Origin of the sequence: Thiorhodococcus fuscus, from assembly GCF_042682685.1 — a bacterium.
Lineage (GTDB): Bacteria > Pseudomonadota > Gammaproteobacteria > Chromatiales > Chromatiaceae > Imhoffiella > Imhoffiella fuscus.
In genome coordinates, this window is the sequence record NZ_JBHUHX010000039.1 from 26486 (window position 1) to 48156 (window position 21671).

At 61.0% G+C, this 21671-nt stretch carries 22 protein-coding genes; 21 read left to right on the forward strand and 1 reads right to left on the reverse strand.

Features of this window, described 5'->3' with window-relative positions; all coding sequences use genetic code 11:
* Positions 1–12: 12 nt before the first annotated feature.
* Complete coding sequence (locus ACFSJC_RS13710; protein ID WP_386027523.1) at positions 13–567, reverse strand: Smr/MutS family protein; 555 nt, start codon at positions 565–567, stop codon at positions 13–15.
* 415 nt (positions 568–982) lie between these two features.
* Between ACFSJC_RS13710 and surE the strand changes: the two genes are divergently transcribed.
* The 21 genes from surE (at position 983) to ACFSJC_RS13815 (ending at position 21671) form a co-directional block, all read left to right on the forward strand.
* Entirely contained in the window at positions 983–1732 is a 750-nt protein-coding gene (surE, locus tag ACFSJC_RS13715; RefSeq protein ID WP_386027524.1) for a 5'/3'-nucleotidase SurE, read from the forward strand.
* Positions 1723–2394: a protein-L-isoaspartate(D-aspartate) O-methyltransferase gene (locus ACFSJC_RS13720; protein WP_386027525.1), complete on the forward strand. Its 672-nt coding sequence runs from the start codon at positions 1723–1725 to the stop codon at positions 2392–2394. The genes surE and ACFSJC_RS13720 overlap by 10 nt, the downstream gene beginning before the upstream one ends.
* Before the next feature lie 170 nt (positions 2395–2564).
* Complete coding sequence (locus ACFSJC_RS13725; RefSeq protein ID WP_386027526.1) at positions 2565–3332, forward strand: peptidoglycan DD-metalloendopeptidase family protein; 768 nt, start codon at positions 2565–2567, stop codon at positions 3330–3332.
* 30 nt (positions 3333–3362) lie between these two features.
* Positions 3363–4388 (forward strand): RNA polymerase sigma factor RpoS, encoded by a 1026-nt coding sequence (gene rpoS / locus ACFSJC_RS13730; RefSeq protein ID WP_386027527.1) that lies wholly within the window; start codon positions 3363–3365, stop codon positions 4386–4388.
* 262 nt (positions 4389–4650) lie between these two features.
* The gene (gene ccoN, locus ACFSJC_RS13735; protein WP_386027529.1) at positions 4651–6084 is read left to right on the forward strand and encodes a cytochrome-c oxidase, cbb3-type subunit I; all 1434 of its coding nucleotides are present in this window, start codon (positions 4651–4653) and stop codon (positions 6082–6084) included.
* 19 nt (positions 6085–6103) lie between these two features.
* Positions 6104–6850 carry a cytochrome-c oxidase, cbb3-type subunit II gene (gene ccoO, locus ACFSJC_RS13740; protein WP_386027530.1) on the forward strand — a complete coding sequence of 249 codons (747 nt, stop codon included), beginning with the start codon at positions 6104–6106 and terminating at the stop codon, positions 6848–6850.
* On the forward strand, positions 6843–7058 hold the full coding sequence (locus tag ACFSJC_RS13745) for a cbb3-type cytochrome c oxidase subunit 3 (RefSeq protein ID WP_386027532.1): 216 nt from the start codon (positions 6843–6845) through the stop codon (positions 7056–7058). The genes ccoO and ACFSJC_RS13745 overlap by 8 nt, the downstream gene beginning before the upstream one ends.
* On the forward strand, positions 7045–7941 hold the full coding sequence (gene ccoP, locus ACFSJC_RS13750) for a cytochrome-c oxidase, cbb3-type subunit III (RefSeq protein ID WP_386027534.1): 897 nt from the start codon (positions 7045–7047) through the stop codon (positions 7939–7941). Before ACFSJC_RS13745 ends, ccoP begins: the two co-directional genes overlap by 14 nt.
* A gap of 104 nt (positions 7942–8045) precedes the next feature.
* Positions 8046–8195 carry a hypothetical protein gene (locus ACFSJC_RS13755; protein ID WP_386027535.1) on the forward strand — a complete coding sequence of 50 codons (150 nt, stop codon included), beginning with the start codon at positions 8046–8048 and terminating at the stop codon, positions 8193–8195.
* 129 nt (positions 8196–8324) lie between these two features.
* On the forward strand, positions 8325–9749 hold the full coding sequence (gene ccoG, locus ACFSJC_RS13760; protein ID WP_386027536.1) for a cytochrome c oxidase accessory protein CcoG: 1425 nt from the start codon (positions 8325–8327) through the stop codon (positions 9747–9749).
* A gap of 39 nt (positions 9750–9788) precedes the next feature.
* Entirely contained in the window at positions 9789–10298 is a 510-nt protein-coding gene (locus ACFSJC_RS13765) for a FixH family protein (RefSeq protein ID WP_386027537.1), read from the forward strand.
* A 3-nt stretch (positions 10299–10301) separates the two neighbouring features.
* Entirely contained in the window at positions 10302–12815 is a 2514-nt protein-coding gene (locus ACFSJC_RS13770; RefSeq protein WP_386027538.1) for a heavy metal translocating P-type ATPase, read from the forward strand.
* Positions 12816–12829: 14 nt separating this feature from the next.
* Entirely contained in the window at positions 12830–13048 is a 219-nt protein-coding gene (gene ccoS, locus ACFSJC_RS13775) for a cbb3-type cytochrome oxidase assembly protein CcoS (protein ID WP_386027539.1), read from the forward strand.
* A gap of 121 nt (positions 13049–13169) precedes the next feature.
* Positions 13170–13463, forward strand: a complete 294-nt coding sequence (locus ACFSJC_RS13780; RefSeq protein WP_386027540.1) for a PilZ domain-containing protein — start codon at positions 13170–13172, stop codon at positions 13461–13463.
* 237 nt (positions 13464–13700) lie between these two features.
* Positions 13701–13925, forward strand: a complete 225-nt coding sequence (locus ACFSJC_RS13785) for a DUF2835 domain-containing protein (protein WP_386027541.1) — start codon at positions 13701–13703, stop codon at positions 13923–13925.
* A 108-nt stretch (positions 13926–14033) separates the two neighbouring features.
* Positions 14034–15194, forward strand: coding sequence for a DUF5610 domain-containing protein (locus ACFSJC_RS13790; RefSeq protein WP_386027542.1), 1161 nt, complete (start codon positions 14034–14036; stop codon positions 15192–15194).
* A 942-nt stretch (positions 15195–16136) separates the two neighbouring features.
* Complete coding sequence (locus ACFSJC_RS13795) at positions 16137–16505, forward strand: response regulator (protein WP_386027544.1); 369 nt, start codon at positions 16137–16139, stop codon at positions 16503–16505.
* 18 nt (positions 16506–16523) lie between these two features.
* A complete protein-coding gene (locus ACFSJC_RS13800; RefSeq protein ID WP_386027545.1) occupies positions 16524–16859 on the forward strand; it encodes an STAS domain-containing protein in 336 nt (111 codons plus the stop codon).
* Positions 16846–19062, forward strand: coding sequence for a chemotaxis protein CheA (locus ACFSJC_RS13805; protein WP_386027547.1), 2217 nt, complete (start codon positions 16846–16848; stop codon positions 19060–19062). Before ACFSJC_RS13800 ends, ACFSJC_RS13805 begins: the two co-directional genes overlap by 14 nt.
* 82 nt (positions 19063–19144) lie before the next feature.
* Complete coding sequence (locus tag ACFSJC_RS13810) at positions 19145–21100, forward strand: methyl-accepting chemotaxis protein (RefSeq protein ID WP_386027548.1); 1956 nt, start codon at positions 19145–19147, stop codon at positions 21098–21100.
* Between the two features lie 13 nt (positions 21101–21113).
* On the forward strand, positions 21114–21671 hold the full coding sequence (locus ACFSJC_RS13815) for a chemotaxis protein CheW (protein ID WP_386027550.1): 558 nt from the start codon (positions 21114–21116) through the stop codon (positions 21669–21671).

The following is a 21671-nucleotide window of genomic DNA, read 5'->3' on the forward strand; positions in this document are numbered from 1 at the left end:
TCGGTGAGGTAATCAGCGGCGTGCTCCCTTGTTGGCCTTGTCGGGGTTGCGTAACAACACATAGACGGCGCCGGTGCCGCCGTCGCGCTGGGGCGTCGAGCAGAAGGCCAGCACCTGGTCGTAGAGCCGCAGCCAGTAGTTGATCTTGCCCTTGAGCACGGGTTGGCGGTCCGACGACCGATGTCCCTTGCCGTGGATGATCCGTGCGCAGCGCACGCGGCGGTGGCGGCATTCGCTCAGGAATTCGCCGAGCAGTTGCCGGGCGTGCTCGGACTGGAGGCCGTGCATGTCGACCTCCAGTCCGATCTCGATCGCGCCGCGTTGAAGGTCGGCGAGCAGGCGTCGCTGAATTCCGGGCCGCGCGAACAGGAGGTACTCCGGCGTCTCGATCTCCGATTCCGACAGGCCGGCGATGCCGTCCTCGTCGGGGAGCGCGGACTCGCGCGGGCGCGGCCGGGGCGGCGGCCTCTGGCGGTAAGGCTCGGCGGTTTCCCGAGTCAGGCGCGAAACATCCCGCATCTCTCCTCGAAACAATTCCAGCTCGGATTCTTGGATCTGTTTCTTCATGTCGTGGTGCGAGATGGCGGCTCGGGTGATGGCTGGGGGCGGTGCGCGTGGCGGCCAGTATATCAGCGTGTATCGGGTCTTGAGCCCCGTGTCGGTCGTCGAGTCGAGGGCGTCCTCGCATGAGACGCCCTCGGGGGATCGAGGTTCAATCGGGGGGCGAGGCGGAGTTTCAGCGCGCACGAGTCGCCTGGGTTTGGCGGGCGGCTCGTGTGTTGGGCTCCGGGCGTCGCGGCGAGGGTGTCGGTCGCCATGCTTTTGGGTATGATCTCGGTGCTTCACCGTCGCTGTGGTCGGGATGGCCGGTTCCCGGCATCCCAGCATCCCCGTTATCGGGTCAGGATGTGCTCGGCTCATCGGGTCACCCGTATGCCTTCAGCGATCCAAGCGTCAGCCACATAGGGGCAACCGTAACTTCATGAAGATCCTCGTCAGCAACGACGATGGCTATCAGTCGCCAGGATTGATCGCCCTCGCCGGCGCGCTCGGTCAATTGGGTGAGGTGCTGGTCGTGGCGCCCGAACGTGACCGAAGCGGTGCCAGCAATTCGCTCACCCTGGAGTTTCCGCTGCGGGCCAAGCGGATGGCCAACGGCTATATCCGTGTCGATGGAACCCCGACCGACTGCGTGCATCTGGCGCTCACCGGGTTGGCCGAGTCCGACCCGGATATCGTGGTTTCCGGCATCAATCATGGTCCCAATCTGGGCGACGACGTGATCTATTCGGGTACGGTCGCGGCGGCGACCGAGGGGCGTTTTCTGGGCCTACCCTCAATGGCTGTGTCGATCGCGGCCCACGAGCCTCGCCATCTGGACACGGCGGCGCGTGTGGCCGTCGAGTTGGTGTCGCGACTGCGTGAGTCGCCGCTCGAATCGAGCATCATCCTCAATGTGAACGTGCCGGATCTCCCCTATGCCGAACTCGCGGGATTCAAGGCGACTCGACTCGGGCATCGTCACAAGGCCGAGCCGGTCATCGCCTCTCAGGATCCGAGGGGCAGGGCCATCTATTGGGTTGGTCCCGCCGGACCCGAGCAAGACGCGGGGCCGGATACCGATTTTCATGCCATCCGCAACGGATACGTCTCCATTACGCCTTTGCAGGTGGATCTGACCCGACATTCCGCGCTCGAATCGCTTGGCTGCTGGCTGACATCATGCAACTGATGGCAGACCCGATCGAATCGGGCATTGGCATGACCTCGCGCCGCACACGCGAGCGTTTGATTCGACGTCTGTCCGATGCCGGGATCCAGTCGCAAGAGGTGCTGCAGGTGATGCGCCATCTGCCGCGTCATCTGTTCGTCGACGAGGCATTGGCCAGTCGCGCCTACGAGGATTCGGCCCTGCCGATCGGTCGTGGCCAGACCATCTCGCAGCCCTATACGGTCGCCCTCATGACGCAGGCGCTGTTCGAGCGCTGTCGGCCGGATACGGTGCTTGAGGTTGGCACCGGGTCCGGTTTTCAGACGGCGGTGCTGGCCTCTCTGGTTCGGCGGGTCTACAGCGTCGAGCGGGTGTGCGAACTGCTCGAACGCGCCCAGCGGCGGCTCGGCGAACTCAAGATGCGCAACATCCGTTTTCGCCATGGCGACGGGGCCGAGGGTTGGCGCGAGTACGCACCCTTTCAGGGGATCATGGTGACGGCTGCGCCGCGCGGCGTACCCCGGATGCTCGCCGAGCAGCTCGCGCCCGGAGGGGTGATGGTGATGCCGGTCGGCGAGGGGAGTCAGCAGATGCTGGTGCGGGTGGTTCGTGGCGCCGATGGGTTCGAGCAAGAGGTATTGGATTCGGTCAGTTTCGTTCCCTTGTTGTCCGGGATCGCCTGATGGCGTGAGGCGGGCGAATTGTGCGCTGCCCGGTGAACGCCTGTCATGCGGGAGAAGGCATGCTGGATAAAGACCTGGATTCGACGCTCGATTCGATCTTGTTCCGACCGTTTCGGTCCCCATCTTGGTTGTCGAGTCGTGTGTGGGTTGCTGTGTTGGCCGTGTTATCGATGCTGGTGGCCGTACTCCTCGTCGAGGGCTGCGCCTCCAGCAGACCGGCTCCGGTCTACGGCTGGAACTGGGAGGGGCCGGTGCCGGATGGCTTCTACCTCGTGCGGCGAGGCGACAGTTTGAGCGTGGTCGCGGAGCGGCTCGGCATCAGCTCGCGCAGGCTTGCGAAGTGGAACCGTCTCAAGCCTCCATACACTATCTATGCGGACACCCTGCTGAGAACCGCGCCTCCTGGAAAGACGCCTGTGCGTCGTCCGGCGGCCACTGTTGCTTCGAGGGCGGCGGCGACGCCAACGCCTTCGGAATCTCGCCAACCGGTGTCTCGGCAAGGGGAGGGGCAGACTGCTGGACGCGGCGGTCGCGAAGGCGCCGGAAGCCGTCGAGCCCCTTCGGGGGTGGGCTGGTCCTGGCCGCTTGATGGCCCCTTGGTCCAGACCTTCAGGGAGGGAGATCGCACGCATTCGGGGATCCGTATCGGCGGCTCTCCAGGAGATATCGTGCGGGCTTCGGCAGACGGCCAAGTGGCCTATAGCGGTGGTGGACTCAAAGGTTACGGCAACCTTATCATCATCAAACATAACGATAAGTATTTGAGCGCCTATGGCTTCAATCGCCGGCTGCTGGTGGTGGAGGGGGATCGCGTCAAACGTGGGCAGGCGGTGGCGGAGGTCGGGCAGGGGGCCGAGGGCCGATACCTGTTGCACTTCGAGGTTCGCCGCAATGGAACGGCGGTCGACCCCGTACTCTACCTGCCGCAGCGCGACTGAGCTGACCGGCATAATGGAGAGAGAGGGATTATGCCCATCGCTAAAGATCGCGAGGTCAACGAACGTTCGGCGGAGATCGACAGCGAGTCCTTGCTCTTGCTTCGCGAGGACTCGGATTCGATCGAGACGGAGGATGCCGAGGAGATCGATTCGGCGAGCAGCGAGCCGATCGATGACAAGGATGAGAGCGAGATTTCGACCGAGCGGTATGCCTCTAGCGAGAGCGACTTCGACGCGACACGTCTCTATCTCAACGAGATCGGCGTATCCAAGCTCCTGAGCGCAGAGGAGGAGGTCTACTTCTCTCGTCTGGCACAGTCGGGCGACAATGCAGCCCGTCAGCGCATGATCGTCAGCAATCTGCGGCTGGTCGTGAAGATCGCGCGGCGCTATCTCAACCGCGGGCTGCCGTTGCTCGACCTGATCGAGGAGGGCAACCTGGGCCTGATTCGGGCGGTGGAGAAGTTCGATCCGGAGCGAGGCTTTCGTTTCTCGACCTACGCCACCTGGTGGATCCGCCAGACCATCGAGCGGGCCATTATGAATCAGACCCGCACGGTTCGTCTGCCCATCCATGTCGTCAAGGAAATCAACGTCTATCTCAAGGCGGCTCGCAAGCTCGCCCAGCAACTCGATCACGAGCCGACGACCGAGGATATCGCGGGTCTGCTCGACAAGCCGATCGGTGACGTCAAGCGCATGCTCGGGCTGAACGAGCGCATTGCTTCGGTCGATACGCCTTACAGCAAGGACGCCGATAAGCCTCTGGTCGACATGCTGCAGGACGAGGCGGCCAACGATCCCTCGGACCGCATTCAGGACGACGACATCCAAACCAATCTCGAACATTGGTTGGGGAAGCTCAATGACAAGCAGCGCGAGGTCGTCGAGCGGCGTTTCGGTCTGCACGGCTACGAATATTCGACACTCGAAAGCGTGGCTCAGGAGCTTGGCGTCACCCGCGAGCGCGTGCGTCAGATCCAAATGGATGCGTTGAGACGCTTGCGCGATATCCTAGAAAAAGAAGGGTTTTCGGTCGATTCGTTCTTCAAGTGAGCGATCGGCGCTGCCCTTGAAGATGTCTGACTTGATCTCTCCCGCGCAGTCTACACATATCCGATATTTTCCCCTGATTTGGCATCGCTCTCGGTTGGGCGCGGCCGTGTCATAGGCCGTATCGATATAGCGTCTGGTGTTGACGCTGGTTAGGGTTCCCGTGATATGGGCTCCTCGGAGTCCAAGGACCGAGGCATGCAGTCATGCGGCTGGATGGCCTCGAAAACGTCGTCGTTTCCCCGTGTTTCCTTGGGAGGGGTCTATGCAAGCCAGTTTGGAGCAGAAGTACAATTTCGAAATTGTACGCTGGTTCACTGTGATGGCCGTGGTCTACCTGGTGGTAGGCGCAGCGGTCGGGGTCTACATCGCGTCGGAGCTGGCCTGGCCGTTCCTGAATTTCGATAGCCCCTACATCTCCTTCGGGCGCCTGCGCCCAGTCCATACCAATGCCGTCATCTTCGCCTTCGGCGGCTGTACTCTCATGGCGACCGCCTTCTACACCGTGCAGCGGACCTGTGGGGTACGGTTGTGGAGCGACAAATGGGCGCGTTTCACCTTTTGGGGGTGGAATGCGGTGATCGTTCTCGCGGTGCTGACCCTTCCATTCGGACTCACCCAGTCCAAGGAATACGCCGAGTTGGAGTGGCCGATCGATATCCTGATCGCGGTCGTCTGGCTGTCCTTCACCATCAATTTCATCATGACCATCGCGATCCGCAAGACCTCGCACATCTATGTGTCGAATTGGTTCTTCCTGGGAATGATGGTGATGATCGTCTATCTGCACGTGGTCAATAGCCTGGCGATCCCTGTCGGACTCTTCAAATCCTATTCGATCTTCTCCGGTGTGCAGGACGCCATGATCCAGTGGTGGTGGGGACACAACGCGGTGGGTTTCTATCTGACCGCCGGCTTCCTCGGGATCATGTATTACTTCGTGCCCAAGCAGGCGGGGCGTCCCATTTATTCCTACCGTCTGTCGGTCATCCATTTCTGGGCGCTCATGTTCGGCTACGTCTGGCTCGGTGCCCACCATCTCCAGTACACCGCGCTTCCAGATTGGACCGGCTCGCTCGGCGCGGCCGTTTCCATCGCCATGATCATTCCCTCCTGGGGCGGCGCGGTGAACGGCATGATGACGCTGTCCGGGGCCTGGGACCGCCTGCGCACCGACTATGTCCTGCGCTTCCTCATCATCGCCTTGGCCTTCTACGCCATGTCGACTTTCGAGGGGCCTGTCATGTCGCTCAAGACCGTCAACGCGCTCTCGCACTACACGGACTGGACGATCGGTCACGTCCATTCGGGTGCCTTGGGCTGGGTGGCCGGCATTTCGATCGGCGCCATCTACCATCTGATGACTCGTCTCTATCACACCGAGATGTTCTCGGTGCGACTCATCAATTTCCATTTTTGGACCGCGACCATCGGTACTGTCATCTACATCGTGGCCATGTGGGTATCGGGGATCATGCAGGGCCTCATGTGGCGTGCCTACGACGAATACGGCACCCTGGCCTACACCTTCGTCGAGTCGGTTGACGCCATGCATCCCTATTATGCGATGCGCGCGATCGGCGGGATGATCTTCTTGCTGGGCGCCGTCGTGATGCTCTTCAACGTGCTCATGACCATCCGTAAATCCGTCGTTTCGGGCAGCCTGGCCAATGCCCGGGCCGTTCCTGTCGCCGCCTGATCCGCAAGGAGTCGTAGCCATGTCTGACGCAAAGGTGAAGCCAAAGTCTTTCCAGGAATGGATGGAAATCAACATCTGGGCCCTTTTGATCGTTCTCGGGTTCGTGCTCTCCATCGGTGGGCTGGTCGAGATCGTGCCGCTCTTCTTCATGAAGAACACCTTGGAGCACACCAAGTTCCCCGAGATCGTCTGGGGCAAGTCCGGCAAGGAGCCGATCGTTGCGATCGATGAAGCGGGAAAGACTCAATGGAACTGGCAGACGGGGGATGGTGTGCGCCCCTATACGGCGGTGGAACTGGCCGGGCGCGACATCTTCCAGCGCGAGGGCTGCTATCTCTGTCACTCGCAGATGATTCGCCCCTTCCGCGACGAGAAGGAGCGCTATGGCCATTATTCGCTCGCCTCCGAGTCCATCTTCGACCATCCGTTCCAATGGGGCTCCAAGCGCACTGGGCCTGATCTGGCGCGGGTCGGCGGCAAATATTCGGACGAGTGGCACCGTCAACATCTCCGTGACCCGCGCGCGCTGGTTCCGGAATCCGTGATGCCGGGCTATCCGTGGCTCGATCACTCCTACGTCAATGGAAAGAGTGTCAGGCGCCATATGAAGGGGCTGCGCCTGGTCGGTGTGCCTTACGCCGATGCCGACATCGAGGCCGCTCCGGCCTTGCTCGACGGCAAGACCGAGATGGACGCGCTCGTCGCCTATCTCCAGGTCTTGGGCACCATGGTCAAGCTTGATGATTCGAAGGCCTACCGTGAATAGTCTGGCTAGCTACTTCGAGACCGACTGGCAGGCGATGACGCTCAACGACTGGGTCGGCACCATTCTGACGGTTGTTATCTTCCTGCTCATGCTCGTGGCCTATTTTCAGGTCTTTCGTCCGAAGAATCGGGAGCGGCTCGAATCCAAGAAGCACATCCTGTTCGACGAGGACCGCGAGAACAACGGAGACAACGATGGCGGACCATAATCCCTTTCCGGGCGAAAACAACACGGGGCACATCTGGGACGACAATCTGCGCGAACTCAAGAATTTGCCACCACGCTGGTGGATGATCGGGCTCTGGGCCTCGATTCTCTGGGTCGTCGGTTACACCATCCTCTACCCTTCCTGGCCGGTCGGGCAGGAGCCGACGCAGGGTATTCTGGGCTGGACCCAGATGAAGGAGTACAAGCGGGGCCTGGAACAGGTCGCGGCCAAGCGCGCCGAGTTCGAGGACGAGATCAAGGGCATGACCGCCGACGAGATCATCGCCGATCCCGGCCTGACCCAGTACACCCTGGCCTCGGCCAAGGTGCTCTTCGGCGACAACTGTTCCGCCTGCCATGGCAGCGGTGGGCAGGGCAATCCGGGCTATCCGGTGCTTGCAGACGACGACTGGCTCTATGGCGGGACCACGGCCAAGATTGCCCAGAGCATTAGCGGAGGCCGTCAGGGTGCGATGACCGCACATCAGAGCATCCTCAAGCCGGATGAGGTGGATACGCTCGCTCACTGGGTGGTGCAGATGAGCGAGACCGCCGGGAAGGGCGGCAGCGAAGCGGGATGGGCCTTGTTCAGGACCAAGGGCTGTACCGCCTGTCATGGTCAGGCGGCGAACGGTGTCTTGGCCGAGTTGCCCAATGGCGATGTGGTCACCGTGGGTGCAGCCAATCTCACCGACGGTATCTGGCGCTTCGAGCCGGGCGGTTTCGAGAGCGCCAAGCACACCATCATGTATGGCGTGAACCAGCCGGGCGTGCCCGAGACCCGCAATGCGGTGATGCCCGCGTTCGCCTCCGTCGGCAAGCTTTCCGATGAGGAGATCAAGAAGCTCGTCGTCTATGTCCATGAGCTGGGTGGGGGGAAATGATTTCCGGCGGTTGAGGTGTTTTGTCTCGTTTCGTCGTGGGGCGGCTCATCGCTTGCCCCACGCTCGTGAGGGTTCGTCATGACAGCATGCGCGAGGAGGGGGAGATGATGGGTGGATTCTTGACTTGGGACCTGGTGACCCTAATGTCCATCGCGGGTGTCTTGGTGGCCATCGGGATCGCTGTCTTCCTTGGCTTCAAGGTCGTCGAGTTGATGAACCGCGACGCGGATTCTCGTCGCGACCAAGACGGATGACATGAGGCGAGACACGAGACGAGTCATGGTGTCGCTAGGGGGATGCTCGAATCCCCCTTTTTGTCGCCGTAAGGTTTGAGAGTAGGGTCTGTTTGAACCCGTTGATCCAGCAGTGGGGAAGTCAAGTCGATGCGTAAGCAAGAGGTCTCCGCCCCATCCGTCGTCGACGCGCTCTATCGCGAGGCGGACGATTGGCATGTCAATGCCGGCGGAGAGACGATCCATGCCAAGCGTCTTTCGGGACCCTGGCGTCGCTTCAAATGGCTCATGGCTTCGGTGTGGTTGATCTACTTCCTTGGTCCCTATCTGCGCTGGAATGGCCAGCAGGCCGTGCTGTTCGACATCCCGAATCGGCAATACCATCTCTTTTCCACGACGGTCCTGCCTCAGGACTTCTGGATGCTGTCGCTGTTGCTGCTCTTCTTCGCGATCCTGCTCGCGGTCGTCACCGCCTTGGTTGGACGGGCCTGGTGCGGCTTTTTCTGCTTCCAGACGGTGTGGACGGATGTGTTCACCTGGATCGAGGAGCGCCTCGAAGGCCCTCCGGCGGCTCGGCGCACGCTCGACAAGGCGCCGATGACCCTCGACAAGCTGCGGATCAAGGCGATCAAACATGGCCTCTGGATGCTCATCGGCTTTCTGACCGGCTTCAGTTTCGTTGCCTGGTTCACCGATGCCTTCGTGCTCTGGCGGACCTTTTTCGTCGGCGAAGCGAATGGTGCGGCCTATGCCACGGTGGCGCTTTTCACCGCCGGAACCTACGTGTTGGCCGGTTTTCTGCGCGAACAGACCTGTTTCTGGCTCTGTCCCTATGCACGCATCCAGGGAGTGATGCTCGACAGAACCACCGTCGTTCCCGCCTACGACGAGCAGCGCGGGGAGCCGAGGGGACGGGGCCGGCGCGTCGAGGAGGCAAAGGCCGTTGGGGACTGCGTCGATTGCAACCAGTGCGTCGCGGTCTGTCCGACGGGGATCGACATTCGTCAGGGCCAGCAGGAGGGCTGTATCACCTGTGCGCTCTGTATCGATGCCTGCAATCACGTCATGGACAAGGTCGGGCGTCCGCGCGGTCTGATCCGTTATGCCTCGCTCGACGAGTTGGAAGGGCGTTCGACCAAGCCCCTGCTGCTTCGGGCGCGGGTCTGGGTCTATTCCGGCATTCTGGCGCTGGCGCTTGGCGGGATTCTCTATGGCTTGACCTCGCTCGCACCCATCGAGCTCAAGGTACTGCATGAGCGCGCGCCGCTGTTCGTGCTGCAGAGCGACGGTTCGATCCAGAACGCCTACACGCTCAAGGTGCTCAACAAGACCCCTGAGCCGATTGCGGTCACGCTCAGCGTATCGGGTCATGATCGGATGACACTCGTGGGCGCGGACATGCCGATCATGGCCGATCCCGGAAACGTCACGCCGGCTAGGCTGTTCGTCAAGATCCCGCGCCGGGACCTGGCCGAGGTGCAGCAGCCCATCCTGTTCCATGCCGAGACGCAGCTTCCTTCCGGGCAGACGATCGAGACCGAACGCGAGAGCGTCTTCATCGGTCCGAATCGCTGATCCTCATCCATCGATTCCCATCCATTCACGGGGGCTCCAATGACCACCCATACGCCGTCGACCGATACGACGCCCTTCCGCAACCCCTGGGTCATTGGCTGGATCGGCCTATTGGCGACGGTGCTCGGCGTTAATCTGGTGATGGTCTATCTGGCGTTCGCGACGAATCCCGGACTGGTCAACGCCGATTACTACGAGCGCGGACAGGACTACGAAAAGACGCTCCTGTCACGCCGGGCGCGTCATCCTAGCTGGACCATGCAATCCGACATTCCGGCGGATTTGCGTGTCGACGAGCCACAAGCCATCCGTTTCTTCCTGGTCGACAAGGCGGGGCAGCCGCTGGACCCGGAATCTGTGACCTTCTATGCCTATCGTCCGTCCGATGCGGCGCGTGATTTCATGCTGCCCATGACTCGCGAGGGTCAGGGTCGCTATGTGGCGCGGGCCGGTTTCCCGCTCGTCGGGGTCTGGGACACGCTGATCGCGGTTCGATCCGGTGAGGACGAGTACAGCCTGAGCGAGCGCGTGAACGTCGGCGGACGTTGATTCGTGTCCGACCAGGCCGTCGTCTTAGTCGAATCGGAGCTCCAACCGAGCCCGTCGTCGGTCGAGGTCGGTCGCTGTTACCACTGTGGTTTGCCGCTCGATCCAAGGACCCGAGCGGCGAGTGCGCGTATCGCCGGGGATGAGCGTCATTTCTGCTGCTCCGGCTGCAAATCCGTGTGCGAGGCGATTCATGCAGCCGGGCTCGAAGGCTTCTATCGCCGCACGCCGGATGGCGAGATGCTGGGGCCGCCACCCGATCCGCCAAAGGATCTCTCGCTTTTCGACCTGGACGTCGTTCAAGAGGAATTCACCGACGTCTCTTGCGAGGGGCGCGAGATCAATTTGCTGGTCGAAGGCATCCACTGCGCCGCTTGCGTTTGGCTGATCGAGCGGGGCGTGCAGGGATTGCCGGGCGTCGAGGAGGCGCGGGTCAACCTGACAGGTCGGCGTCTGCGCGTGCGCTGGGACAATGCGCGTCTGCCGCTGTCGCGGATTCTGCGTCGTCTGAGCGACATCGGTTATCGCGCCACCCCCTTCGACCCGGCCTCGGCCGAGGATGCCATCGGTCGCGAGAACCGTGCGCTCTTGTACCGTCTCGCCTGGGCCGGTTTCGCCATGATGAACCTGTTGTGGATCTCGATCGCGCTCTATAGCGGAGCGGATCGTGGCGAGTTCCGGGATCTCTTCCACTGGATCGGCTTCATCCTGGCGACACCGACCTTGGTCTACTCGGGATCGCCCTTTTTCAAGGGGGCTTGGTCTGGATTGAAGAACGGACGTCTCGGCATGGATCTGCCGATCGCCATCGGGGTCAGTGCGACCTATGGCTATTCGCTCTACGTGACGCTCGGTGGTTCCGAAACCGGTGCCGTCTACTGGGACACGGTGGTGAACTTTCTCTTTGTGATCCTGGTTGGGCGTTATCTGGAGGCCATCTCGCGACGGCGCGCGGTCGCATCCACCCAGCGTTTGTTCGATCTGCAGCCCAAGGTCGCGACCCGTCTCGATGAGGGGCAGGAGGTGGTGGTGCCGATCCGCTCGCTCAGGATCGGCGAGCGGGTTTTGGTCCGGCCCGGAGAGCGGGTTCCGGTCGATGGGGAGGTGGTCTCCGGCCACAGTGGCGTCGATGAATCCATGCTGACCGGTGAATCGCGTTCGGTGTCCAAATCGGTTGGCGATCGGGTTGCCGCCGGGACGATCAACGGAGCGGGAGTGCTGGAGATCCGCATCTCCGCCTTGCTGCGCGAGACGGCGCTCGGGCGCATCATCCAGCTGGTCGAGGAGGCGCAGTCCAGTCGCGCGCCCATTCAGCGTTTGGCCGATCGGATCGTGCCCTGGTTCGTTGCCGTCACATTGGCGCTTGCGACTGTCACCTTCGTTTTCTGGTTCGGCAAGAACGTCGAGCAGGCCCTGATGGCCGCGACCTCGGTGCTCATCATCAGCTGTCCATGCGCCTTTGGCATGGCGACGCCCATGGCTGTCGCCGTGGCCTCGGGTCGGGGTGCCGCGCGCGGCATTCTCATCAAGAATGGCGCCGTGCTCGAACGGCTCTCGGAGATCAGTCACTTCGTCTTCGACAAGACGGGAACCCTCACCGAGGGACGCCCGGCCCTGGTCGGTTGGTCGCGGCCCGGTGGCGACTGGTGCTCGGACGTCGCTCGCTTGACCGAGTCCGAGCGCGTCGTTCTGGCCCGTTGCGGTGCGCTGGAGCGCCTTTCCGAGCATCCCGTCGCATTGGCCATCTGTGATTTCTGCACGTGCGCCGAAATCGATTGCTCTGGCGCTCGCGTGGAGAATGTGGAGGTTGCGCCAGGCATGGGGATTCGGGGGCGTGTCGAGGGCGAGAGCCTGGTGATCGGAAACCGGGAATGGCTCGTGCGCAATGGCGTCTCCATTGCGGCGGTATCCGAACCGGATTCCGAGATCGATGGACTGGTCCATTGCGCGCTCGACGGGCGGGAGGTCTTGCGTTTGCGGATCAGGGACAGGCTGCGCGCCGACGCGCGTGCCCTCATTGGGGAGATGCGTGACAAGGGGCTGGAGACGATTCTGCTGACCGGCGATCGGCGCGAGGTTGCCGAGCGCGTTGCGGCACAGCTCGGAGGTATGATCGCCGTCTCTGAGGTACTGCCGGGGGACAAGGATGCGGTCGTCGCCGATCTGCAGCGCCAGGGGCACGCGGTTGCCATGATCGGAGATGGGGTCAACGATGCGCCGGCCCTGGTGCGCGCCGACGTTGGTATCGCCATGGGCAGCGGAACCGATGTCTCCATCGCCAGTGCGGATATCGTGCTCATGTCGAGCGAACTCGATCGCGTGGTCGAGGCCGTCGAACTCTCGCGACGCACCCTGCGCACCATTCGTCAGAACATCGGCATTTCCATTCTTTACAATCTGGTCATGGTGCCATTGGCCATGGCCGGCATCGTGACCCCTCTGATCGCGGCGGTGTCCATGCCCTTGAGCTCGCTTGCCGTGATCGGAAACTCGGCGCGCATTCGTGCCGAGTCGAGCTGATCGTTGGAGGCATGATGGATGTCATCTATGGGCTGATTCCCGGTATGCTGCTCCTGGGGCTGGCGGCTGTAGCGGTGCTTTTCTGGGCGGCGCGCAGCGGTCAGTTCGACGACTTTGAGGGTGACGCGCGGCGTATTCTGCTCGACGAAGATGAGGTCGATCCGCGTCGCGTGCCGGATGCCGAACCCGACCAGGATTCGGAGCCCGATCGGGGCGCTGCGCCACGGCGCTGAGTGTTCTCGGATGGGCCTGTGTCGAGGCCTGGGGGGAGGTCGAACATGGCGCATGTCGAGGTTATGCTGTCGATCTGGATCCAATAGCGCGGCTTATAATCCAATCCACTGGGAGATGAAGATGCTACTAGATGACGAACGTCGCGATTTCATGCGTTTAGTCGCCGAGACGGAGGTCTCGATCACGCGGCTAACCTCGGGGCAGGTGATTGCCGCCAAGTTGATCAATCTGAGCGCTTCGGGTTGCGCCTTCTATACGGATAAGATCCTCGATCCCGGCGAAGAGCTGGAAATTCTGGTCCGCAGTCCCAGCGAGCGCATCGATCCCCTGCGACGTCCGGCGCGAGTCGCTCGGGTCAGTCAAGGAGAGTCGCAGCATATGGTGGGTGTCGAGTTTCTCAACGATCTCAACTGAACAAACGGTCTCGACGATTCCGTTCGGCGAGCCATCCCGTCATGGCGATCGTGTGGCGGGAGGCTCACCTTGTGCCACCGGTGCGATTCGCGGCATCCTGTCGTCCTGATCCGGTTGTGCTGGGATTGATATCGGACGCGTGACCGATCGGATGTATCCGAACGCCGCTGCGCGGTCCGGTTCATCCTGTATGTTCGGAGAGTCGGCGGGGTCGATTCATGTAGCCTTTTCCGATCCATGCAGCGCTTCTACTTCAGACTTCAAATCTCTCCCACAGAATATCTGCGTCACTACCAGGGTAGTGCCGGTCGGGTAGTGGTGCGGGCTCACGATGGCCGCAACCTGTCGTTCCCCGCATCGAATTTGCGCCAATTCGTCTCGATCAACGGTATCCATGGCGAATTCTGTCTCACCGTCGACGACAATCATCGATTGGTTTCGATCGAGCGGCGCTCGTCCTGATCGCGTTCGGCAACCCGGTTCGCAACGCTGTTTTTACACTCGCGGCACTCAAGCTCGGCAAGGTTCGGCCGATATCTTCAGGTGTGCCCACAGCCCAGGGAGTTCGCCGTGATCAATATCAGTTCTCAAGCCTCGTCGGTGTCGAGTGCTTACAGCCTCAAAAGCTATTCCAGCACCGCTGCTTCGGATGCCCAGAGCGGATCCGCCAATTCCAGTCGCGCCCTGTCCACCCTTCAGGACAAGGCGCTGTCCGGTATTGCGCGCGAGATTCCCGGTATGGATGTCAGCGACATCAAAAAACTTGACGCCAACGACTACAGCCCGGAAAAAATCGCTGGCCGCATTAGTAAATTCGTCGCCGTTGGGTTGGAGAACGCGCGTGCGCGCGGAAAATCCGATGAAGAGGTCCAGGCCTTGTACGACAGCGCGATGAAGGGCGTGGAGCAGGGGTTCAAGGAGGCCAAGGACATCCTGTCGAATCTCAAGATGCTCAATGGCGATATCGCCACTCAGGTCGCCGATACCGAGAAGAAGACCTTCGAGGCCCTTGCCGACCTGGATCCCTCGAAGGTATCGCAGCAGTCGCCAACTCTGACCGAGTCGGTCGTTGGAGCCTCAATGGCGGAGCGCTATCAGCGTGCCGAGGATTTCTCGCTCGAACTCAAGACCCGGGAGGGCGATACCGTCAAGGTGAGCTTCAGCCGCAACCTCGACATTCAGAACACGGTTGCCGCAGCTGCCGACAGTGAGGGCAATCAGGCGATGACCCTGGATCTGAGTCGGAGCGAGAGCAGCGGTTATCGATTCAGCGTCGAGGGCGATCTGAATGCGGATGAGTTGGAGGCCATTCAGAATCTGGTGCGGGATGTCGGTCAGGTTGCGTCGAACTTCTACAATGGTGACGTGCAGAAGGCCTTTGAACAGGTTTCGGATGTCTCCTTCGACAGTTCTCAGTTGTCTTCGATGAACCTTCGGATGAGCCGCTCGGAACAGTATTCTGCCGCTCAGCGCTACCAGCAGACTCAGCAGATGGACAATCCGGAGCAGACCCAAGGAGCGAGGCGACTTGCAAATCTGGGGCGCGATATGAACGATAGCGTTGCCAATCCGGCGCTCGATTTTCTCGATCAGGTCCGAGAGTCCGCTGCTCAGATCATGCGTAACCTCGTCCAGCAGGACAGCGCCTTCAAGGATGCGTCGAGCGACCAGCAGTCCCTATTCCAAGAAAGCCTCGATCGCTTCCTCGGTGCGTTCGCGCAGACAGAGTGAGTCCGTTGCGTGGGTGCTGCGGTGCTGGTTTGAGGATGCCTCAATGCGTCACCCCTGTGCTCAACGCTCGGTGGCCAGGACGATCGAATGAAGAGACATCGTGGCCTTGTGGGCATCTTAGGTGCAGGTTAGCATCAAGGCATGGGGTGTGACGCTGCTGTGTCGATCTACGGGGCGTTGAATCGACGGATGAATCGCACGAATACATAAGGAGCGGCGGCACGTGTCGATCGACCAGCAAAGCCCGAGCCGAGCGGGCAACTTCTGCCGCGCTACTCTGGTCGATGCTTCGGGTTCTTGTCTGGGCGCTTGCGTTTGTTCTTCTCGTCGCATTTCTACAGGGGGCGGATGGCCGCTCCTCTCCCCCCGCGTCTCTCGAGCCGAGATTCAACGTGAATCCTATGGGCGATCGGGGTCGAGCAGGTGCTGGCGGGCTTACGTCAGACGACCGACGCCATCAATAGCAGGTGCCAACCAACTTCGGCAGCTGAGCGGGACGCTTCGATCGGGGCCTCGCTGATTCGTATGCAGTTCCAGAATCGTATGAATCAGGTTCTGGGCCATGTTCGAGAGGGGCTGGAGGATTGCGCGGGCGATTGTTGGCCTGCTCGAAGCGCAATCTCATGCTACGCAAGCGGTATATCCTTGAGATTCATAGCTTGCTGGCCAAGATTATCTATTCCTACACTATCATCTAGGTGCTCGACCTGCATCATAGGACAGGTGCCTCGGTCGAGCGCAATACCGGATCCGAGCCGACATTTTTTAGGAGCCGCTCCAGGAGTGGATTCTTGGCTCTCGCTGGTGTGAATGTATTCGCATCACGAATGTCTCAAATGTCGATACATGCTCATCTACGCCGATAACCCTAGTTTTTAAGTCGTCCGCGACCTGGCATCGAGGTGCGCTGATGGACGCTCACTGTGTCAAATGGAGAGCCTTATGGCGAAGACCATCCTGATGGTTGATGACTCGGCGTCGCTGCGAAGCGTCGTCGCGATCGCCCTGAGAGGGGCGGGATACGACGTGATCGAGGCGAGTGATGGCCGGGATGCGCTGGCCAAACTTGCGGGCCAAAAGGTGCACCTGATCATCAGCGACGTCAACATGCCCAACATGGATGGGATTACCCTGGTCCAGGAGCTGAAGAAGCAGCCGAGTTATCGCTTCACCCCGATCATGATGCTGACGACCGAGACCCAGCCCGAGAAGAAAGAGGCCGCTCGGGCGGCTGGCGCCAAGGCATGGTTGGTCAAACCCTTTCAGCCACCGACATTGCTTGAGGCCGTATCCAAGCTGGTTCTGCCCTGAGACAGGGAGGTTCGATCGATGAATCCGCCTCGTGAGTCTTCGGAAGACGCATCTAGGCTTGCCTTTGAGGGGGAGCTGACCATCTATACGGCGGCGGAGTCATACGCCAAGCTGCGGGACTGCATGGTGGCGCATGATCGGTGCGCACTCGATCTCTCCGCCGTCTCCGAAATCGATTGTGCCGGTTTGCAATGTCTGCTCTGGATCGTGCAACTGGCCGAGCGCGAAGGCAAGAGTCTGACGTTGGTCGCTCGCAGTCAGGTCGTGGATGAGGCCATCGCCCTGCTGCATTTAGGGCCCGCCTTCGGTATCGATGCCTTTCAGTCGGAGCAGGAGTCTCATGAACCTCGATAATGCCCGCCAAGCCTTCATCGAAGAGGTCGCCGAGCTGCTGCAGTCGATGGAGGATGCCTTACTCGCCTTGGAAGACAACCCGCAGGACGCGGAGTCGCTCAATGAGGTCTTCAGGGCGATGCATACCATCAAGGGAACGGCCGGCGTTTTTGGCTACAACGCGGTGGTGGACTTCACGCATACGGTCGAGACGCTCATGGATCAGGTTCGGTCGGGGCTGCGGCCCTTGACCAATCCTCTCATCGCCACCCTCGTCGAGTGTCGCGATCATACGGAACGCCTGGTGGCGTTCGTCGCCGAGGCGGGCCCGGAGGGTGATGGGGCGGTTGCGCTCGACGAGGGGCTGCGTGAGGCGGGCGACGCGCTTCTCCAGCGATTGGGTCAGCCTGCCGCGCCGACGGAATCTGTTGAGTCGAGGTCTGCGGACCGCTTGATCGGCAAGTTCCTGCCGGTTTCGAGCGATACCTGGATGATCACGCTTGAATTCGGTTCGGACGCCTTTCGCAACGGCATGGATCCGCTGTCCTTTCTGCGTTATCTCGGGTCCTTGGGGGATCTCGTTCACGTTTCGACCCTGTTGCGACTGGATCCCGAGCGGCCAGACGCGTTCGATCCCGAGAGCTGCTACCTGTGTTTCGGAATCGCGTTCCGCAGCGATACGGACAAGGCGACCATCGCGGGGGTCTTTGAATTTGCCGAGCAGGATTGCGAGATCCGCATTCTGGAGCCCGAATCGGAACAGGCCAAATATCTCGATCTGCTTGGGGCGGTGCATGAGGATCAGGTAGGGACGATCGGCGAGCTGCTCGTTCATGTCGGTGCCTTGACGCGCCGCGAACTCGAACGCGCGCTCATGACGCAGGAGGCGGAGACTGGATTGCAGTCGTCTGGCTCCGAGATACGGCGTCGTCTCGGCGAGATCCTGGTGGCGCAGGGATCGATCAAGCCCAACGTGGTCGAGCAGGCCGCCAAGACCCAGGAGGCGGTGCGTGTCCGACGCCAGGAGGAGAGCCATTTCATTCGGGTGGATGCGCGGCGTCTCGGTCATCTGATCGATCTGGTGGGCGAATTGGTCACCAGCAGCGCGGCCATTCGCGTCATCGTCAATCGGGCGGGAATCGACGACGCGAGCGAGGTGGTCGATGGCGTCGATTATCTGGTGTCCGAAATTCGCGATAACGCGCTTCAGCTGCGGATGGTTCCGATCGAGGAGTGTCTGTCGCGTTTTCGCCGGGTGGTGCGGGATGCCTGCCAGGAACTCGGCAAGCACATCGATCTGGTCATCACTGGTGGCGAAACCGAGTTGGACAAGACCGTTATCGAGCGCATGATCGATCCGCTGACCCATCTTATTCGCAATGCCGTCGATCATGGCATCGAGACGCCCGATGTCCGACAGGCTGCGGGCAAATCTCCGGGTGGGACCCTCAATATCAATGCCTTCCATGATTCCGGTCACATCGTCATCGAGATCGCCGACGATGGCGCGGGGTTGGATTCCGCGCGCATCCGCGCCAAGGCGGAGGCGCAGGGGCTGGTCAAGCAGGAAGACAGCCTGAGCGAGGAGGAGCTCCTTCGTCTCATCTTTGCGCCCGGTCTCTCCACCAAGGAACAGGCGACCAATCTTTCGGGGCGCGGCGTTGGGATGGACGTGGTTCGGCGAAATATCGAGGAGTTGCGCGGTTCGGTCGAGCTGGAGAGCACGCTTGGGGTCGGTACCAAGATCACCATCATCTTGCCGCTGACACTTGCGATCATCGAGGGGTTCCTCGTCGCCGCTGGGGGGGACAAATTCATCATCCCGCTTTCACAGGTGGTCGAATGTGTCGAGATGAACGTCGAGAGCACGCTCGGGCGCCATGGCAACGGTCAGCATTACATCAACCTGCGAGGCGAGGTGTTGCCTTTCATTCGCCTGACCGAGCTGTTCGAGAGCCGTGAAAACAGGGGCGTCGATCAGCGCGAGAGCCTGGTGGTGGTGCGCTTCGGCCGTCACCGGATGGGGCTGGTCGTCGACGGCCTGCTCGGTGAGCTACAGACTGTGATCAAACCGCTCGGGAAGCTGTTCGAGCGTCTTCGCGGGGTCGCTGGCGCGACCATTCTGGGGACGGGCGAGATTGCCTTGATTCTGGATGTCGCCGAGCTGGCGGCAGTCGGTCAGGTAGGGCGTCCGAGTACGAATGCGATGTTGACGACACATTAGATGGCGGCGCTGTCCGGAAAGTCGGAGTTCGGGGTCGTTGCGCGCGATTTCTCTGGATACCTGAGTCGATAAGGAGAGTTCCATGTTGAGTTCGATGACCATGGCCAAGAGGCTCGCTCTTGGTTTCAGTACCGTGCTGGTGCTATTGGTTGTGGTGGGGGGGCTTTCTTTCTTGACGATCGATCGTGCCTCGGTCGGACTCTCCGAGTACCGTGGAAAGGCGATCCGCTCCAGCCGAATGGGTGAGATGCAGGCGGTTATGCTGCTGGCGCGGTTTGAGGTGAAGGACTTCATTCATACGCATAGCGCTGAAAGCGTCGCTGACTTCAGGCGTTATGTCGAATCGACCAAGGCGATGCTCAATGAGATGTCAGGACTGGTTCAGAATCCCGAGCGCAAGGCGAGGTTGGCGCAGTCTTTGACGGATATCGAGACCTACTCCCAGTCTTTCGACGCCATGGTCTCTAAAACCCAGGAAAGCGACCGTATCGAACATGAGGTGTTGATCGTCGTGGGGGCGCAGATCGAGCAGCGCCTGAACCGTATGCTTGAGAGTGCGAACGAATCCGGTGACACGGATGCCGTTTTGTCCGCCGCTCGCGGCCTCCGCTATCTACTGCTCGCTCGGCTCAATGTCCGTGGTTTCATCGCGACTGGGGCGCAGGACGATGCTGATACGGCGAATCGGGAGTGGGATGCGTTCGTCAAGCAGATGGAAACATTGGACGCTGATCTTCAAGATCCTTCGCGTCGTGTCCTGCTGGCAGAGATCATGCGTTTTAAGGACGACTACTCTACGGCCTTCGGTCAACTGGTGGGCCTCGTCCATGACCGCGATCAGATCATTTTGGGAACGCTCAATACGCTTGGACCAAAATTTGCTGAGGATATCGACAAGGTCAAAGCCTCTTATAGAGAGGAGCAAGACGCCCTCGGGTCGAAGCTTCAGGCGGCCAACGATCGCGCGGTGGTGGTGATCGCGATCTTGTCCGCGCTGGCCCTGTTGATGGGCGTTCTGATCGCCTGGTGGATCGTTCGCGTCGTGATGGGTCAGTTGGGTAAGGATCCTGCGGTGATTGCGGAGGTTACCCGTCAGATCGCGGGTGGGAACCTGGCCGTCGATTTCGATCAGACCGGGATCTGCGGTGTCTATCGGGATATGTCCCTGATGGTCGAACATTTGCGTCAGGTCGTCGGAGAGGTGCGAAGCGGATCGGATAATCTGTCTTCGGCCTCGACCGAGGTCAGCGCGACGGCGCAGTCCTTGAGCCAGGGGGCGACCCAACAGGCGGCCAGTGTCGAGGAGACCTCAGCGAGCATTGAGGAACTGAACGCCTCGGTCCAGCAGAACACCGAGAACGCCCGCGTCACCAATGGGATCGCCAAACATTCGGCTGAGGAGGCTCGGCGTGGTGGCGAAGCGGTTCAGCGTACCGTTGCGGCGATGCGCGAGATCGCGAGCAAGATCGGTCTGATCGAGGACATCGCCTATAAGACCAATCTGCTTGCGCTCAATGCGGCCATCGAGGCGGCGCGTGCTGGTGAACATGGCAAGGGCTTCACGGTGGTGGCAGCCGAGGTTCGCAAGCTGGCCGAGAACAGCGGTGCGACAGCGCAGGAGATCAAAAAGCTGGCGACCGGCAGCGTGACCATCGCCGAGGAGGCCGGCTCTTTGCTGGAGCAGATGGTGCCCAATATCGTCAAAACCGCCGACCTGATCGAGGAGATCACCGCCGCGTCCGGAGAGCAGGCGGCTGGCATCGGCCAGATCAATGAGGCCATGACGCAACTCGACAAGGCGACCCAGCAAAACGCCTCCTCATCGGAGGAGTTGGCGGCGACCTCGCAGGAGTTGAGCGGTCAGGCGAATCAACTCCAAGAGATCATGTCCTTCTTCCGCATGGAAGGTTCTGATTCCCGACCGGTCGCGCGTCCAACGCCGCGCCTGGCCAACACCCCGAATCACAGGGCCGACGATTTCGCCAATAGCTCGGCCGATCTCGCCGATTTCACGCACAAAGATTTCGAGCGCTTCTGAGCGGAGGATGGCGATGGGTGAACTCGTTGTGAGCGACAAAAGGGGCGAGGCAGCTCGGGATGGGGCGGAAGAGATGTGTCAGTATCTGACCTTTTCCGTATTCGACGAGCGTTTTGCGATGTCGATCAGTGCGGTCAAGGAGATCATCGAGACTCCGCAGGTGACGCGCGTCCCCATGACCCCGGACTACATTCGGGGCGTTATCAACCTGCGCGGCAGCGTGGTCCCCGTCGTCGATCTGGGTGCCCGTCTTGGCCGCAGTCCGCTGATTCTGACCAAGCGCAGCTGTATCGTTTTGGTCGAGGTGCTGGCCGGGGTGGGCGACGGCCATGTGCTCGGTATGCTGGTCGACGAGGTCAACAGCATCCTGGATATCGCGCGCGCCGACATCAGGCCTCCGCCCGAGTTCGGCTCCGAGATCCGGACCGACTTCATCGAGTCCATGGGGCGGGTGGACGATGTCTTCGTCGTCATACTGAGCATGGACCACCTTCTCTCCATCCAGGAACTGGCGGCGCTGCGTCGTCTCGGCGAGGAGGCGGCTCGAACGAGCCAGGATGTCGATCCTTGA